Source organism: Rhizobium sp. Rhizsp42, from assembly GCF_047304155.1.
Lineage (GTDB): Bacteria > Pseudomonadota > Alphaproteobacteria > Rhizobiales > Rhizobiaceae > Rhizobium.
In genome coordinates this window covers 42,475-58,717 of record NZ_JBGLYS010000035.1, presented here as the reverse complement: position 1 = coordinate 58,717, position 16,243 = coordinate 42,475, and the positions used below count along the sequence as shown (strand labels likewise).

The following is a 16,243-nucleotide window of genomic DNA, read 5'->3' as shown; positions in this document are numbered from 1 at the left end:
CCCCAGCGCCCCGCCCTGCCCGCCGACATCGCGTTAAACTTGCGTCAACGCCCGCGTGGCATATCTCTCCAGGCGACAGGTAGGAGACTTTTATGGCATTCGTCGGCTTCAAGAACACCCACAATCACACGATCTACGTCAATCCGGCCCAGGTGCTCTATGTCTCGACCTATGAGGAAGACGTGACGATCATCGCCTACGCCGCCGCCGATGCCGCCGGCAAGCCTGCCCTCTCCTATGTCCGCGGCAGTGCCGACATGGTGCAGCACAAGCTCAGCGCCGGCGCGGCCCGCTGATCTACTCGCGCCTACCGGGAATTATGCTCGCGCTTAGCGGGCAGTCGCCCAACAGTTGGGCATTCGCACGAATTAGGGATGTGAACGTGCCGTTCCGGTACGCATTCCCGGAATGGGTCAGCGATACCGGCTCAACGTTACCAATCGTCAAGTGTTTGAATCTTTGGCCATTCCCGCTTTGGAGCGGCTGGTGTCAGAATAATGTCGCTTGCATTTTGCTCCGTTTACTGGCACCAATTGTGTACTCGGGCATTTGCATGCCGGTGACTGGACTGATGTGGCTGAGCCCTTCTTTGAGGGGCGGCGTGGGGGGACCTTCACGCGCGTAGACGTTCTTTCCCCGTTCGTGAACTACTCGACTGACCCTTCGCGTTCTGAGTTAAGATGAGGGAGCGCGAAAGTGAAAGCCGTCCATTTCCTCTCGGGGGGATGGATACCAGACAGACTACAGGGAAAAGGACCTATCCCAATGGCCACCAAAGGCGTCGTAAAATTCTTCAACCAGGACAAGGGTTTTGGTTTCATCACTCCTGATGGCGGTGCGAAGGACGTATTCGTTCACATCTCCGCTCTCCAGGCTTCCGGCATCCAGTCGCTTCGCGAAGGCCAGCAGGTTACCTTCGACACCGAGCCGGATCGCATGGGCAAGGGCCCGAAGGCCGTCAACATCTCGGCCAACTAATACTGGTTTCTGCCTCGGCAGGACTGCGAACGGCGCTCCGCAAGGGCGCCGTTTTCGTTTTCCGGCTTGCTGGCGCCGGGTGGCTGGATCGGGTGCCAATGAGATGGCAGCGTGCGACATGGGCGTGACAGCTTAAATGCGCCTCCCCCATTGATCGCAATGGACGAACCCGGCATAGCTGCATTATGAATGACGACAATTTCCGCTAAGGCCCCCGCAATGGTAAACTACATCGAAGCCTCCTCCGCGCCCTCCAAGAATACCGGCGCCATCAGGCTCTACGGCGCCGATGCCTTCGCGGGCATGCGCAAGGCGTGCCAGGTCACCGCCCGGTGCCTCGATGCGCTTGATGATATCGTCAAGCCGGGTGTGACGACGGATGCGATCGATCGTTTCGTCTTCGATTTCGGGCTTGAGAATGGCGCTGTTCCGGCGACGCTCAATTACCGCGGCTATACGAAATCCACCTGCACCTCGATCAACCATGTCGTGTGCCACGGCATCCCGGATGCCAAGCCGCTGCGTGAGGGCGACATCGTCAATATCGACGTCACCTATGTGGTCGACGGCTGGCATGGCGATTCCAGCCGTATGTACACCGTCGGCACGGTCAAGCGCGCCGCCGAGCGGCTGCTCGAGGTGACCTATGAATCGCTGATGCGCGGGATCGCCGCCGTGCGCCCCGGTGCCCGAACCGGCGCCATCGGCGAGGCGATCCAGACCTATGCCGAGGCCGAGCGCTGCTCCGTTGTGCGCGACTTCTGCGGCCATGGTGTCGGCGCGCTGTTTCACGACAGCCCGAATATCCTGCACTACGGCCGCGCCAGCGAAGGGCCGGAGTTGCGCGAGGGCATGATCTTCACGATCGAGCCGATGATCAACCTCGGCCGCCCGCATGTGAAGGTGCTGGCCGATGGCTGGACGGCCGTTACCCGCGACCGGTCGCTGTCGGCGCAATACGAGCACACGGTCGGCGTCACCGCCGATGGCTGCGAGATCTTCACGCTGTCGCCCGGCGGGCTCGACCGCCCGGGCCTGCCACCCCTCACAAAATGAGCCGCTGATGGCAAAAGGACCGGTTCCCCATTCCGAAGACCTGGAGCTGCCTTTCGCGGCGGATGAGGACGATGGCATGGACGAGCGGTCCTTCTTCGCCGAGCAGGCCGGCAAGCCCGCAGCGCTTCGGCCCTCGCCTGCCAAGGAAGAGCATTACCACGGCCACCGCGAGCGGCTGCGCCAGCGCTTCCGCGATCATGGCGATACCGCGCTTGCCGATTACGAGATGCTGGAGCTGATGCTGTTCCGGCTGATCCCGCGGCGCGATACCAAGCCGATCGCCAAGGCGCTGCTCGACCGCTTCGGCTCGCTCGCCGCCGTTTTCGGCGCGCCGATCGCGCTGCTGCAGGAGGTGAAGGGGGTCGGCGAGGCGGTGGCGCTCGATCTGAAGCTGATCTCGACCATCGCGCACCGGACGCTGAAGAGCGAGCTGCGCGGCAAGCAGGTGCTGTCGTCATGGTCGTCTGTCATCGAATACTGCCACGCCGCCATGGCGCATGAAACGCGCGAGCAATTCCGCATCCTGTTCCTCGACAAGCGCAACGCGCTGATCGCCGACGAGGTTCAGGGGCATGGCACCGTCGACCATACGCCGGTCTATCCGCGCGAGGTTGTGCGCCGCGCGCTGGAGCTTTCGGCCACCGCGATCATTCTGGTCCACAATCATCCGTCCGGCGACCCTACCCCGTCGCGTGCCGATATCGACATGACCAAGATGATCATCGATACCGCCAAGCCGCTCGGGATCACCGTGCACGACCACATCATCATCGGCAAGGATGGCCATGCCAGCCTGAAGGGGTTGCGGCTGATCTGAAATCGCCGCCGGGATTTTCCCCGCACAAGTCGGATCAGCTATTCTGGAGCGACCCGTTCCTTCTGACGATCGGTGACCGCCTCTATGGCAAGTTATCCTGCAGCACCAACACCGCCGCCCTTATTTCGTCTCGCTCATTCCTAATATTCGGGCGTAAATCAATCTGCAACATTGACCGGATACCTGTGAACGCGCCATTTTGCGTCGCAATATGATTCCAGCTTTTCAACCGGGGCCCGCTTCCATGTTTCAATACGATCTCGTTGTTGTGGGGAGCGGCCCGGCCGGTCGCCGTGGTGCTATCCAGGCCGCCAAGCTCGGCAAGAAGGTGCTCGTCATCGAGCAGGGCAAGCGCGTCGGCGGCGTCTCGGTCCATACCGGCACCATCCCCTCGAAGACCTTGCGCGAGACGGCGCTCAATCTCTCCGGCTGGCGCGAGCGCGGCTTCTACGGCAAGGCCTACCGGGTCAAGCAGGAGATCAGCGCCGAAGACCTGCGCCGCCGCCTGCTGATCACGCTGGACCATGAAGTCGAAGTGCTCGAGCACCAATTCGCCCGTAACCGCGTGCAGCACCTGCGCGGCAAGGCGAGCTTCGTTGATGCCTCGACGCTCGAGATCGTCAAGGACGACGGCGAGGTCATGCGTGTCTCGGCGGCCAGCATCCTGCTTGCCGTCGGCACCAAGCCGTTCCGCCCGGATTATATCCCCTTCGACAACAAGACGGTGCTCGACAGCGACGAACTGCTCGATATCGAGGAACTGCCGCGCTCCATGGTCGTCATCGGCGCCGGCGTCATCGGCATCGAATATGCCACCATCTTCAGCGCACTCGACACCGCCGTCACGCTGATCGATCCGAAGTCGACCATGCTCGATTTCATCGACAAGGAAATCGTCGAGGATTTCACCTACCAGCTGCGCGACCGCAACATGAAGATCATGCTCGGCACCAAGGCGGAGAAGGTCACCAAGCTCGATGACGGCAAGGTCGAGCTCATCCTCGACAATGGTCGCCGGTTGGTGACAGACATGGTTCTGTTCGCGGCCGGCCGCATGGGCGCCACCGATGCGCTGAACCTGAAGGCGGCGGGCCTCGAGGCCGACAGCCGTGGTCGCCTCAAGGTCAATCCCGAGACGTTCGAGACATCGGTGCCCGGCATCTACGCGGCGGGCGATGTCGTCGGCTTCCCGAGCCTGGCTTCCACGTCAATGGAACAGGGCCGCATCGCGGCGCGCGTCGCCGTCGGTGCCGTTGCCAAGGAGCCGCCGAAATACTTCCCCTACGGGATCTATGCCGTGCCGGAGATTTCGACCTGCGGCCTGACGGAAGAAGAGATGAAGGAACGCGGCATTCCCTATGAATGCGGTATCGCCCGTTTCCGCGAGACTTCGCGCGGCCATATCATGGGCCTTGATACCGGTCTTCTGAAGCTGATCTTCTCGCTCAAGACGCGCCGCCTGCTCGGCGTCCATATCGTAGGCGAAGGCGCAACCGAGCTGGTGCATATCGGCCAGGCCGTATTGAACCTCAAGGGAACGGTCGAGTATTTCGTCGAGAACACGTTCAACTACCCGACTCTCGCCGAAGCCTACAAGATCGCCGGCCTCGATGCCTGGAACCGGATGGGCGATATCAAGTCGGAGCTTTGAGCTCTTCGCTTCACGCGCATCCGCCGTGGCCGTAAGCACAATCAAGCACATCAGCCCATTTGTTCACGGGCTCCACGAGGGCGTTTCGACGCCTGACAACCTCGTAATAGGCGCAGCTTGTATAATCGGCTGCGTCTGATAGCGTTCATGTCACTGGGGGACTCTCTAATCAGCGAGTGACCGTGCGCGAACAATCCGAGACAACTGACCGGAATTTCCAGCTCATCCTCATCAAGCCGTCGCACTATGACGACGACGGCTACGTCATCCGCTGGTGGCGGGCGATGATCCCGTCCAATTCGCTGGCGGCGCTCTATGGAATTGCCGCCGATTGCGCCGAGCGGCGAGTTCTCGGACCCGGTGTCGGCATCGACATCACCGTTATCGACGAGACCAATACGCGGGTGAACACCTCAGCATTGCTGCGGCAGCTGAAGGCCAACGGCAATTTCGGCATGGTGGCGCTGGTCGGCGTGCAATCGAACCAGTATCCGCGCGCGCTCGACATCGCCCGACCCTTCCGCGATGCCGGCATCCCTGTTGCGATGGGCGGCTTTCATGTCTCCGGGTGTCTGTCGATGCTCGACGGCCATGCCGTGGGGCTCGACGAATGCCGCGAGATGGGCATCTCGATGTTCGCGGGCGAAGTCGAGGGGCGGCTGGACAAGGTGCTGCAGGACGCGGCATCGGGTACGCTGGCGCCGCTCTACAATTTCATGAACGACCTGCCGAGCATCGAAGGGGCCGCGGTTCCGTTCCTGCCGAAGGTCAATGTCGCGCAGACGCTTGGATTGAGCACCAGCTTCGATGCCGGGCGCGGCTGTCCCTATCAGTGTTCCTTCTGCACCATCATCAACGTGCAGGGCCGAAAGTCGCGCTTCCGCACAGCCGATGATGTCGAGAAGCTGGTGCGGATGAACTGGGCGCAGGGCATCCACAAGTTCTTCATCACCGACGACAACTTCGCCCGCAACAAGGACTGGGAAGCGATCTTCGATCGGTTGATTGAGTTGCGTGAAAAGGATGGCATTCCGCTCGGCCTGATGATCCAGGTCGATACGCTGTGCCACAAGATCCCCAACTTCATCGAGAAATCGAAGCGCGCCGGCGTCACCCGCGTGTTCATCGGGCTGGAGAACGTCAACCCCGACAATCTCACGGCGGCGAAGAAGAACCAGAACAAGATCACCGAATACCGCAAGATGCTGCTCTCCTGGAAGGCGCAGGGCATCATGACGCTGGCCGGCTACATTCTTGGCTTCCCGGCCGATACGCCGGAATCGATCCGCCGCGATATCGCGATCATCCAGCACGAGTTGCCGCTCGATGTGATCGAGTTCTTCGTGCTGACCCCACTGCCCGGTTCGGAAGATCACCAGACGTTGTTCCGCAAGGGGGTGGCGATGGATCCGGATCTCAACATCTATGACGTCGAGCATGTCTGCACCGACCATCCGAAGATGAGCAGAGAGGAGTGGGAGAGCATCTATCAGGAAGCATGGTCGCTCTACTATTCGCCCGAGCATATGAAGACGCTGCTGCGCCGGGCGGTGGCGACGGGCGTGCCGTTGGCGCGGCTGGTCAAGGTGTTGGTGTCGTTCGCGACCACCGTGCCGCTCGAAAATGTGCATCCATTGCAAAGCGGGCTCCTGCGGTTGAAGCATCCCTCGGAGCGCCGGCCGGATTTCCCACGCGAGAGCGCCCTGGTCTTCTGGCCGCGCTTCGTCGGCGAGACGATCGCCAAGCATCTGAAGCTCGGCGGCACGATCGCGCGGCTGGCGGTCACCGCCTTCATGATTTCACGCGACAAGAATGCCAAGACCTATATGGACCAGGCGTTGACACCTGTTGGTGACCATGAGGACGAGACGCTGGAGCTCTTCACCAAGACGGCGGGCGGACAGGCGGCGGTCTCGCATATCAAGAAGGTCAATGAGCTAACGCACGCGCATCGGGCGGGCTGAGCCGGCGTTGCCCGACCGCAAATTTTGAGCACAAAAAACCCCGCTTGAAGCGGGGTTTTTCGTTGGATCGATTGGCCGGAGATTACTCGGCGCCTTCCTCGGAAGCCTTCTTCTTCGGAGCGGCCTTCTTCTTCGGAGCAGCTTCTTCGCCTTCGGCAGCTTCAGCCTTGGCAGCAGCCTTCTTCTTCGGAGCGGCCTTCTTGGCTTCCTTCTCGGAGCCTTCGCCTTCTTCGTCGGCGAGAAGCTCTTCCTTGGTGACCTTCTTGTCGGTGACGTCGAGTTCGGTCAGCAGATGGTCGATGACCTTCTCTTCGAAGATCGGCGCGCGGATCGAAGCGGCTGCACCCGGCTGGCTGCGGAAGAATTCGAGGATCTGCTTTTCCTGGCCCGGATACTGACGCAGCTGCTCATAGATGGCGCGCTGCATTTCGTCTTCGCTCACTTCGACGCCGGCCTTTTCGCCGATTTCGGAGAGAACGAGGCCGAGGCGGACGCGGCGCTCAGCGAGCTTCTTGTACTCTTCGCGAGCCTGCTCTTCCGTCGTGTCTTCGTCTTCGAAGGTTTTGCCGGACTGTGCGAGGTCGTTGGCAACCTGGTTCCAGATGCCGTTGTACTCGGCGTCGACGAGCGAAGCCGGGGTCTCGAACTTGTACATCTCGTCGAGCTGGTCGAGGATCTGACGCTTTACCTTCTGGCGGGTCATCGAGCCGTACTGCGATTCGATCTGGCCGCGAACGATTTCCTTCAGACGGTCAGCCGATTCCAGGCCGAGCTTCTGAGCCAGTTCGTCGTTGATTTCGACGTCGGCAGGAGCAGCAACGTCCTTGACGGTAACGTCGAAGGTGGCTTCAGCGCCAGCGAGGTTCTTGGCCGGGTAGTCAGCCGGGAACGTGACGTTGATGGTCTTTTCGTCGCCAGCCTTGGTGCCGACGAGCTGTTCTTCGAAGCCGGGGATGAAACGGCCCGAGCCGAGAACGAGTTCGGCGCCCTGGTCGGTGCCGCCTTCGAAGGCAACGCCGTCGACCTTGCCGACGTAGTCCATGGTGATGCGGTCGCCGTCTGCGGCCTTGCCCTTCTTGGTCTCGTAGGAACGGGCGCTTTCAGCGACCTTGAGAACCTGCTCGTTGACTTCCTCGTCGGAGATATCAACGACTTCGCGGGTGATCTTGACGCCCTTGACGGACTTCAGTTCGATCGGGGGCAGAACTTCGTAGGAGAGCGTGAACTCGAAATCCTTCTGAGCCGACAGGATCAGTTCTGCTTCGTCCTTGTCTTCCGTCATCGCGATTTCAGGCTGCGTGGCGGACTTTTCGCCGCGCTCGGCGAGAATGGAGGTCGGCTGTTCGCGGACGATCTCGTTGACGAGGTCGGCCATGATGGACTTGCCGTAAACCTTCTTGAGGTGAGCGGCCGGAACCTTGCCCGGACGGAAGCCGTTGATCCGGACCTTGTCCTTCACGTCGGCAAGACGCTCGTTCATCCTGGTTTCCATGTCCTTGGCCGGGATTACGACCTTGATTTCGCGCTTCAGCCCTTCAGCGAGCGTTTCGATAACCTGCATGTCTTCCTACCTTCAATTCGTGGCGGCCGTGCCCAGACGCCGTTCGTTTCGATGAGCACGACGCCGGAAAGTGCCGGGCGTGGCTTGTTCTCAATTCTTCTTCGTTCTGCGTGAGCGGAACGGCGCTTGGCTCCGGGCAATCGAGGGGCACCGTTTTCGGTCCCTCGCCTGCAAGCCAGCTTTGGTGCGGGTAGAGAGACTTGAACTCCCACGCCTTGCGGCACCAGAACCTAAATCTGGCGTGTCTACCAATTTCACCATACCCGCGTTCTCAAAAACCGCATGCATATGCCTGCACATGAGGCCTTCCGGAGCGCGGCGTCTCTATATCACCCGATTTGGAGGAGGCAAAGGAAAAATGAAGGTCAAATGACAGCGATTTTTCCCGCCACCGCGCGGACTTGCGCCCGCAAGCGGTCAAACTCAGTAAAGCGGCTCCTCATAGGCCGGCTTGCCGTCCACCAGCAGGCTTTTGATCTGCGCCATGCCATTGGCGCCAACGCTTGCAGCAATCGACACCTGCCCATCACGGCGCGCCTCTTCCAGCGCATGTCCGGCACCCTCAGGAACATAATAGCGCTCGATTCCGTATTCGACGCGGATGGTTTCGGCCTGCGACGTCAAACCGTAACTATAGAAGGGCTGGGTGTGGAGCACGGCCGTACCGTCGGCTGGCGGGAGCTTGTCGAAGGATGATTCGGCGATCTGCCAGAAACCGCCCTCGCCCGGCTTGATGCGCACCCAGAGGCTGCGCTCGGCGGATTCCTTCGGCATGGCGCCTGATATCGAGGAGACCGGCACGGAGGAGATGTCGTAGTTCAGCACCACGTAATCGCCGCGCAGGAAGTCGCGCGGATCGACGGGCGCCGTCTTCAACAGAACCTGCGTTCCGTTGCGCAGGACGGATGCGCGGCTCTGGACGATATAGCCGAGCACCGCCGTCTGCAGCAGCGCCACGGTGACGGCGGCGGTGACGCAGCGGCGCTTCGAATAGCCCTTGAAGGAGAATATGCTCATTGGACCGCCTCCCTGGCCTTGCCGGCAAATCGTCGTTCGAGACGGATGACGATCCATGCGACGGCGGCGACGAACAGGCCGGAGCACAGGAAGAGCCCCGAGGTGCCGAGGATGGAACCAACGGTCACCGAGCCGAGATAGAGGATCTCGACGGCGAAGACCGTGTAGGCCAGATAGCGGACGGCGCCGTTGTCGCGACCCTGCAACGCGATCGCCAGCACGGAGGCGGCGAGCGTGACGATGCCGAGCGGGAGAACCCATTTGCTGGCATCGAGCTCCACATGCAGCAGGAACAGGCCAGTGACGGCAAGCAGGAAGGAATAGAAGGCAGGTGCTGCGCCGGCGCCCTTGATCAGCGAGGACAGGCGCGCCACCGGCAGGCTGACCAGCACGAAGACCGCCATGCCGCCGATGACATAGATCAGCGCCAGCCACAGGTCGGAATTCAGCGTGTAGAGCCAGGCGAGCCAGCCAAGCAGCAGCAGATAGGCCAGATGGCGCACGCGGCCGGCGCCGGTATAGCGCACCAAGGCCACGACGATTGCCGCCATGACGGGCGCCCCCCATGAATCGAGCGTCATCAGGCGCATGTCGGATCCGCTGAGATAGAGACCGAAGCTGCCCCAGGCGAGGAAGCCCGCCACGCCCGACACCACGCCTGAGCGGAACAGCACGGCGGAAATCACGGCCATGGCGAACCAGAGATACATGACCGTCTGCTCATCGCCCGACAGATGATACATCTGCCCGACGAGCGAGATGGCGCCGCCGAAGGTGAGCGTGCCGATGACGAGCAGCGCGTTGGCGGCGGCGATCTGGCCGCGGACAAGGGCAGCACCGGCGCCGAGATGGACGGACCAGATCAGCGCAAGAATGAAGAACATCCTGACGAGACGCGGTATCGCCTCCCAGTTGGACGCGACCACCAGAAGAATGGCGGCGCCGAGCAGGATGGCGGCGAGGATCATCAGCACATTGCCGAGACTGAAGCTTGCCGGACGCCCGTCATATTCCTTGAGCAGCGCATCGGCGGTTTGCTCGGTGAGCAACCCCTTGCCGACCCACTGCGACAAATCCCTCTCCAGACGTCCGCGATACATGCCCTACCCCGCAAATCGCGCGCAAACAGCCCTCCGGCGCGCCTCATTTTCAACCTTATAGACGCGGTTTGGCGATTGAGGAAACGGCTCCTTGCGATTTCCTTCACAGACCCTTTCGGCACAGACATTCGGAGCTACCGTTAATCGCCCGGCAAGACTTTGCCCTTACGCTACGTCATGCCATGCATATTGCGCATGGAGACGGCCAAGATACTGCATCGCACTCTTACTCAAAACCATTGAGCATGCGCGCAGCCGGGATGTACCCGGACCGGATTACCGGACGCCTTCGGATATGATTTCCGCCGACATGATCGGGATTTGGATCTATCCTCCCTTCCAAACAACCCGATCTACCTGCAACATCCTCCTCCCCGTTGCCGGTCATACGTATGGACGCCCGCCGGATTGCGCATCCGGTGGGCGTCTTCGTTTTATCCTCCGCAGGGCAGCTCACACGCCCCGCCGCCGCTGGATTGCTCATTTTGCCTATTGATTGACCAGAAGGTGGCCAAATCGTGCGATTTACAGCTTGAGAAATGCAGCGGCTGCATATGTGCGTTGAATTCTTGTCTCTGTTAGCTCTTCGCAGTGCAATATATATTCAACCCATCAAATAGAGGTCAGCGCCGATAGGCGGCAGCTGGCAGACGCAAGCCCTCGGAAAGGGGACCGACATGAACATTTCTCGCTCTTTCAACAACTGGCGCAAGTATCGTCAGACGGTTACCGAACTCGGCCGCATGACCAACCGCGAATTGCACGACCTCGGCATCGACCGCGCCGACATCCAGCGCGTTGCTCGCGACGCCGTTCGCTAATATCTTCGCTGATCTCAGGGCGGTTCGCTTCCTCCCAAGCCGATCGCCTCACCAAGACGCCCGCTGCCACCAGGCAACGGGCGTTTTCTTTTATCTTAACACCTCATTAACGCCTGGGTTGCGCCAAAGCCCCGCATTCCGCCTGCTCAAAAAGTGACACTTGCGCTTTATCTGTGCATCGTACTGCACAATTGCATGGCAGGAGCCTAATAAATGCACTGCACAATATGACCGGGATCACCTATATCAGCGTCAACCACTGAGACGGCAATCGCGCCGCTCACTGAACTGATCTTGAGGAACTACCCATGAACCCGATCCGCATTGCAAAGAGCTGGATTAGCTACCGCCGTACCCTGAGTGAACTCGGCAGCCTCTCCAACCAGGCCCTCGCCGACATCGGCGTAAGCCGCTACCAGATCCACAACATCGCTTCGCGCGCTTTCCGCTAATAGCGGAACGCCTGAAGTACCCAAAACGGCGCCCACAAGGCGCCGTTTTCGCGTTTGGGATACTGATTAGACGATACAAATGGCGTATTCTGCGCGTTCAGATACGCATCATGGACTACGTCGTTGCCGCAGCTTCGGCGGTTTCCGCCGCTGCTATCCCGCGTTCAATTCTTGCCGTAAGGACGAATAAGAAGCTTCCTAGCGCCTCGGCAAATTCAACCGACTGCTTAGCCTCATCGGGATTGACGTGCGGACGATCGACATCCGCATGACGCGGTCTATTGGATCCCAGTCTAACGGAATGAGCCCACTCGGCCATTCCTTGGGTAAGCAGACCATCCTCTCGAGCTTTATCAATGCGCGAATAAAGACTACCTTCGTGGTACCCTTTTGCCTTCAACATAGCATCGACTGCACTACCTGCCATAACCGCAGCTGCATCAGGCGCGTGCAACACGTCGAACGCCTGCTGTAGGAATGTCCGGGCCACAGACGGTACGTCTTCATGGGCTATACGCGGGGCGGGAAAAACATTTGCCACTAGGCTGTCGTGAAAAGCGGTGGTGCCTTCGACGACAACGCCTCCGCCGCATGTTGCGCACAAATATAGCGCCCATGCTTTCGGCGGCTGATCGTCGGCTCTATCTGTTCCTTTTGCGTTTTCCGACGCCCAGACATTGTACATCATGGGTGTGGCAACGGAGCAATGAGGGCACCTTTGGATTTGTAACTGTCTAGAAATCCGCACCATTTCAAAACCGTGAAAAATGGATCGACCGTGTTCCGAGTGTCATTACAACTTCTAATGTCAACATAAGCTTAGTATTTGTTTTAGTTCCAGTGCAGCACGGTCCGTTTGCGACTTTTATTTAGCCTCATATCCCAATCAATCAGTCTTTCCCGGCCAGCTATTCCTTTTTCCATTTGGTGAAGCTGGTCTTACCTCTCTACGCACCAAGCCTATGGCACCTAAAACCCATCCGCCGCGGTACCGTTTTCTATTCCGCGTGATGTTGGGCGCCAAAGCCGCCACCTACATCTCCAACGCCCGCAACTTCGCCACCGCGAAGTCCACGAAGGCCCGCGTCTTGGCCGACACGTGGCGGCCCTCGGCGTGAACCACATGGATCGGCAGCGGCGGTTCCTCGTAATCCTGAAGCGTCAGACGCAGCTGGCCCGCGGCGACGTACCGGCTGACCTGATAGGAGAGCGGGCGGGATAGTCCCCAGCCGGTGACCGAGGCGGCGATCGCGGCGTCGACCGTGTTGCAATAGAGGCGCGGATGGAGCGTTGCGGCGGCGCCGTCGGGGGCGAAGTGCCAGTCGAGGGGTGCCGACGAGCCGGTGTTGACGATCGTGGCGTGGCTGGCGAGATCGGCGGGTGTCTTCGGTTCGCCGTGGCGTTCGAAATAGGAGGGCGCGCCGCAGACGACGCGGCGGACACTGCCTACCTTGATCGCCGTCTGGTCGGAATCCTGCAGGCGGCCGATGCGGATCGCAACGTCGATCCCCTCCTCCACAAGGCTGACGATCCTGTCAAAGAGCAGAACACGGCCGGTCACGCCCTTATGGATATCGAGAAACTCGGTCATGACAGGCATGACATGCAACTGCCCGAACTGCACCGGCGCGGTGATCGTCAGCATGCCTGATGGCGTCGCGTGCGAGCCGCCGGCGGAGGCCTCGGCCTCGTCGATCTCGGCCAGAATGCGTTTGCAGTCATCGGCATAGCGCCGGCCGGCCTCGGTCAGGTTGACCGATCGTGTCGACCGCACGAAGAGGCGCGCGCCGGTGGCGTCCTCGAGAAAGGCCACCGCGCGGGTGACGGCGGGCGGGCTCATGTGCAGCTGCCGCGCCGCTTCCGCGAAGCTTGCCGTCTCGGAAACCCGCACCAGAACTTTCATGCATTGAAGCCGATCCATATCGCCGCCTTTTATTCCGCACAGAGAAACAGTCCCTTTCTCATAATCGAAATTCCATACGAAATCAGGAACAATTATGCTTCGAGGCAACATCAACGGAGACCAGTTCCATGAAGCTCTATTCGCACCCGCTTTCCGGCCATGCGCACCGCGCCTGCCTGTTCATCTCGCTTGCCGGGATCGACGCCGAGATTGTCGACATCGATCTCGCCGGTGGCGAGCACAAGAAGCCGGCCTTCCTGGCGCTCAACCCGTTCGGGCAGATTCCCGTCCTCGATGACAATGGGCTGGTGCTTGCGGATTCGAACGCGATCCTGGTCTACCTCGCCAAGAAGCATGCGCCGGATTGGCTGCCTGAGAATGCCGTGGGCGCCGCTTCCGTGCAGCGCTGGCTTTCGGTGGCTGCCGGCGAAATCGCCTATGGCCCGGCCGCCGCGCGGCTGGTGACAGTGTTCGGCGCGAGCTTCGACACCGAAGAGGTGATCGGACGCGCCCACCGTATTCTGGCGCTGATCGACGCGGAGCTGGCCGGCAAGGCATGGATCGCGGCGGATCGGCCGACGATCGCCGACGTCGCGCTCTACAGCTACATCGCCCGCGCGCCGGAGGGGAATGTCGATCGCTTCCGCTACGGCAATGTCAGCGCCTGGCTGAAGCGTACCGAGGCGCTGCCCGGCTTCCGCCCATTCCAGAAGACAGCGATCGGCATTCCCGACGCGGCCTGAGACAGGCCACGCGCCGCCGCCGGTCTTTGAAAATCCACGAAGGAGAATGTCATGCTTGCATTGAAGCAGACTGAAAAGCCTTCCCCGTGGCATGACGGGGAGATTGCCCTGCAGGAAAAGGCCGGCGTCGCGGCGCGCATGAAGGATGTGGGCGCGCGCGTGCTGCGCGACCACCTGATCGACCAGCACCGCCAGTTCTACCCGCAGCTGCCCTTCATCGTGCTCGGCACGGTGGACACCAATGGCGACGCCTGGGCGACGCTGCGGGCGAACTATCCTGGGTTCCTCGACAGTCCGGATGTGCACACGCTGAGCGTCAAGCTTGCGCGCGAGCCCGGCGATCCTGCCGATCGCGGTATGGAAGACGGCGACGCGATCGGCATGCTCGGCATCGAGCTGCAGACGCGCCGGCGCAACCGGCTGAACGGCACGATCGCGCGCAGCACGGCGGATCGCTTCGATGTCACGGTCGGCCAGTCCTATGGCAACTGCCCGCAATATATCCAGCTGCGCGATTTCGGCTTCAGCCGCGAGCCTGAAATCTCCTCGGCCGTGCCGGCCGTCGTTTCGGGTGCACTGGATGCGCGGGCGATGGCGCTGATCTCGAAATCGGACACGTTCTTCGTCGCGTCCTATGCCGATCGTGACGATGGCGAGCGGCAGGTGGATGTTTCGCACCGGGGCGGCAAGCCGGGCTTCGTGCGGATCGGCGAGGATGGGGTTCTGACGATCCCCGACTTCGCCGGCAATCTGTTCTTCAATACGCTCGGCAATATTCTCATCAATGGCCGCGCCGGTCTTGTCTTCGTCGATTTCGACAGCGGCGACCTGCTGCAATTGTCTGGTGATGCCGAAGTCGTTCTGGATTCGCCCGAGATCGCCGCCTTCCAGGGTGCGGAGCGCCTGTGGCGTTTCCGCCCGCGCCATGTCGTCTACCGGGCGGATGCACTGCCGCTTCGGTGGAATTCGCGCGCCGACGGGCAATCACCGAACGCGCTGATGACGGGCGATTGGAAGGCCGCCGCCGGGCGCATCAGCGCCGCCGAAATGGCGAGCCGCTGGCGGCCGCTCAGGGTGGCACGGATCGTGGATGAGAGTGCCGACATCCGCTCGTTTCACCTGGAGCCCGTCGATGGCGGCGGACTGATCGCGCATGCGGCCGGGCAATATCTACCGATACGCGTGATTGTCCCCGGCGAAGATCGGCCGCTGATCCGGACCTATACACTGTCGGTCGCGCCGTCCGACAACAAGTATCGCATCAGCGTGAAGCGGGAGGGCGTCGTCTCGCGCCATCTGCACGACCACATCGGTGTCGGCGATATCATCGAGGCGCGTGCGCCGGGTGGTGTGTTCGGCATCGATGCGGCGGAGCAGCGGCCGGCGGTGATGCTGGCGGCTGGCATCGGCATCACGCCGCTGCTCGCCATGCTCAGGCATGTCGTCTACGAGGGGTTCCGCAAGCGCGGGATGCGGCCGGTGTGGCTGTTCTATTCCGCGCGCAGCAAGGGCGAGCGCGCGTTTGACGATGAGATCGGGGCGCTTGTCGCGGCTTCCGGCGGGGCGGTCAGGCTGGTCCGGCTGCTTGGTGATGTCTCCGGTGCGGTCGAGGGGCGAGACTATGACGCGCAGGGGCGGATCGACATGGCGCTGTTGCGCGCCGTGCTGCCGTTCAACGATTACGACTTCTACCTCTGCGGCCCGCCGAGCTTCATGCAGTCGGTCTATGACGGGCTGCGGGGGCTGAATGTCGCGGATAGCAGAATCCATGCCGAGGCGTTTGGCGTGGCATCGGTCGCGCGATCGGGTGGCGTGTCGGCTGAGGCTTCCGCCGTGAAGGCTAGGTCGGCGGCGGATGTGCCGATGCCTGTCTATTTCACGCAATCGGCCAAGGAGGCACGATGGGAGCCTGAAGGCGGCACGCTGCTGGAGCTTGCCGAGGCGCGCGGGTTGCAGCCGGAGTTCAGCTGCCGGCTCGGCAATTGCGGCAGTTGCCGGACCAAGGTTCTGGCGGGCGCGGTCGCCTATACCAGAGAGCCGACGGCCGAGGTTGCCGAGGACGAGGCTTTGATCTGTTGCGCGGTTCCCGCCAAGGGCGAGACGCGGCTGGAGCTCGATCTCTAGAGAATGGCGGGGCGACCGAGGTGCGGCAGGTGTTGCTCAAATATCCAGTTTCCTGC

General features: G+C 61.3%; 15 protein-coding genes and 1 tRNA gene. 10 read left to right on the top strand and 6 right to left on the bottom strand.

Annotated elements, in window-relative coordinates:
* Window positions 1-92 precede the first annotated feature (92 nt).
* From ACCD05_RS25725 to ACCD05_RS25700, 6 genes are all read left to right on the top strand, one after another.
* Complete coding sequence (locus ACCD05_RS25725) at window positions 93-296, top strand: hypothetical protein (protein ID WP_018900053.1); 204 nt, start codon at window positions 93-95, stop codon at window positions 294-296.
* Window positions 297-765: 469 nt separating this feature from the next.
* Window positions 766-978, top strand: a complete 213-nt coding sequence (locus tag ACCD05_RS25720; RefSeq protein ID WP_018900054.1) for a cold-shock protein — start codon at window positions 766-768, stop codon at window positions 976-978.
* 219 nt (window positions 979-1,197) lie between these two features.
* Window positions 1,198-2,034 (top strand): type I methionyl aminopeptidase, encoded by an 837-nt coding sequence (gene map / locus ACCD05_RS25715; RefSeq protein ID WP_018900055.1) that lies wholly within the window; start codon window positions 1,198-1,200, stop codon window positions 2,032-2,034.
* A gap of 7 nt (window positions 2,035-2,041) precedes the next feature.
* Window positions 2,042-2,851, top strand: a complete 810-nt coding sequence (radC, locus tag ACCD05_RS25710; RefSeq protein WP_112983095.1) for a RadC family protein — start codon at window positions 2,042-2,044, stop codon at window positions 2,849-2,851.
* A 244-nt stretch (window positions 2,852-3,095) separates the two neighbouring features.
* The gene (sthA, locus tag ACCD05_RS25705) at window positions 3,096-4,502 is read left to right on the top strand and encodes a Si-specific NAD(P)(+) transhydrogenase (protein ID WP_047512065.1); all 1,407 of its coding nucleotides are present in this window, start codon (window positions 3,096-3,098) and stop codon (window positions 4,500-4,502) included.
* A gap of 182 nt (window positions 4,503-4,684) precedes the next feature.
* Window positions 4,685-6,466, top strand: a complete 1,782-nt coding sequence (locus ACCD05_RS25700; RefSeq protein WP_413396268.1) for a B12-binding domain-containing radical SAM protein — start codon at window positions 4,685-4,687, stop codon at window positions 6,464-6,466.
* An 82-nt stretch (window positions 6,467-6,548) separates the two neighbouring features.
* Here ACCD05_RS25700 and tig read toward each other — a convergent pair whose 3' ends face one another.
* From tig to ACCD05_RS25680, 4 genes are all read right to left on the bottom strand, one after another.
* Window positions 6,549-8,027: a trigger factor gene (gene tig, locus ACCD05_RS25695; RefSeq protein WP_047512069.1), complete on the bottom strand. Its 1,479-nt coding sequence runs from the start codon at window positions 8,025-8,027 to the stop codon at window positions 6,549-6,551.
* Window positions 8,028-8,209: 182 nt separating this feature from the next.
* Window positions 8,210-8,294, bottom strand: a tRNA-Leu gene (locus ACCD05_RS25690).
* A 156-nt stretch (window positions 8,295-8,450) separates the two neighbouring features.
* Window positions 8,451-9,044 (bottom strand): GDYXXLXY domain-containing protein, encoded by a 594-nt coding sequence (locus ACCD05_RS25685; RefSeq protein ID WP_413396265.1) that lies wholly within the window; start codon window positions 9,042-9,044, stop codon window positions 8,451-8,453.
* Window positions 9,041-10,144, bottom strand: a complete 1,104-nt coding sequence (locus ACCD05_RS25680; protein ID WP_413396263.1) for a DUF2157 domain-containing protein — start codon at window positions 10,142-10,144, stop codon at window positions 9,041-9,043. Before ACCD05_RS25680 ends, ACCD05_RS25685 begins: the two co-directional genes overlap by 4 nt.
* A gap of 677 nt (window positions 10,145-10,821) precedes the next feature.
* Here ACCD05_RS25680 and ACCD05_RS25675 point away from each other — a divergent pair.
* Together ACCD05_RS25675 and ACCD05_RS25670 are read left to right on the top strand one after the other, a co-directional pair.
* Window positions 10,822-10,965, top strand: a complete 144-nt coding sequence (locus ACCD05_RS25675; protein WP_018900062.1) for a DUF1127 domain-containing protein — start codon at window positions 10,822-10,824, stop codon at window positions 10,963-10,965.
* Window positions 10,966-11,273: 308 nt separating this feature from the next.
* The gene (locus ACCD05_RS25670) at window positions 11,274-11,417 is read left to right on the top strand and encodes a DUF1127 domain-containing protein (protein WP_018900063.1); all 144 of its coding nucleotides are present in this window, start codon (window positions 11,274-11,276) and stop codon (window positions 11,415-11,417) included.
* 115 nt (window positions 11,418-11,532) lie between these two features.
* On the opposite strand, the gene ACCD05_RS25665 is transcribed toward ACCD05_RS25670, so the two are convergent.
* Together ACCD05_RS25665 and ACCD05_RS25660 are read right to left on the bottom strand one after the other, a co-directional pair.
* On the bottom strand, window positions 11,533-12,105 hold the full coding sequence (locus tag ACCD05_RS25665; protein ID WP_181459285.1) for a DUF4145 domain-containing protein: 573 nt from the start codon (window positions 12,103-12,105) through the stop codon (window positions 11,533-11,535).
* A 345-nt stretch (window positions 12,106-12,450) separates the two neighbouring features.
* On the bottom strand, window positions 12,451-13,338 hold the full coding sequence (locus ACCD05_RS25660) for a LysR family transcriptional regulator (protein ID WP_413396260.1): 888 nt from the start codon (window positions 13,336-13,338) through the stop codon (window positions 12,451-12,453).
* 110 nt (window positions 13,339-13,448) lie between these two features.
* Here ACCD05_RS25660 and ACCD05_RS25655 point away from each other — a divergent pair, with 110 nt between their 5' ends.
* On the top strand, window positions 13,449-14,063 hold the full coding sequence (locus ACCD05_RS25655) for a glutathione S-transferase family protein (protein WP_413396258.1): 615 nt from the start codon (window positions 13,449-13,451) through the stop codon (window positions 14,061-14,063).
* A gap of 51 nt (window positions 14,064-14,114) precedes the next feature.
* Window positions 14,115-16,187: a pyridoxamine 5'-phosphate oxidase family protein gene (locus ACCD05_RS25650; protein ID WP_413396256.1), complete on the top strand. Its 2,073-nt coding sequence runs from the start codon at window positions 14,115-14,117 to the stop codon at window positions 16,185-16,187.
* Window positions 16,188-16,243 lie beyond the last annotated feature (56 nt).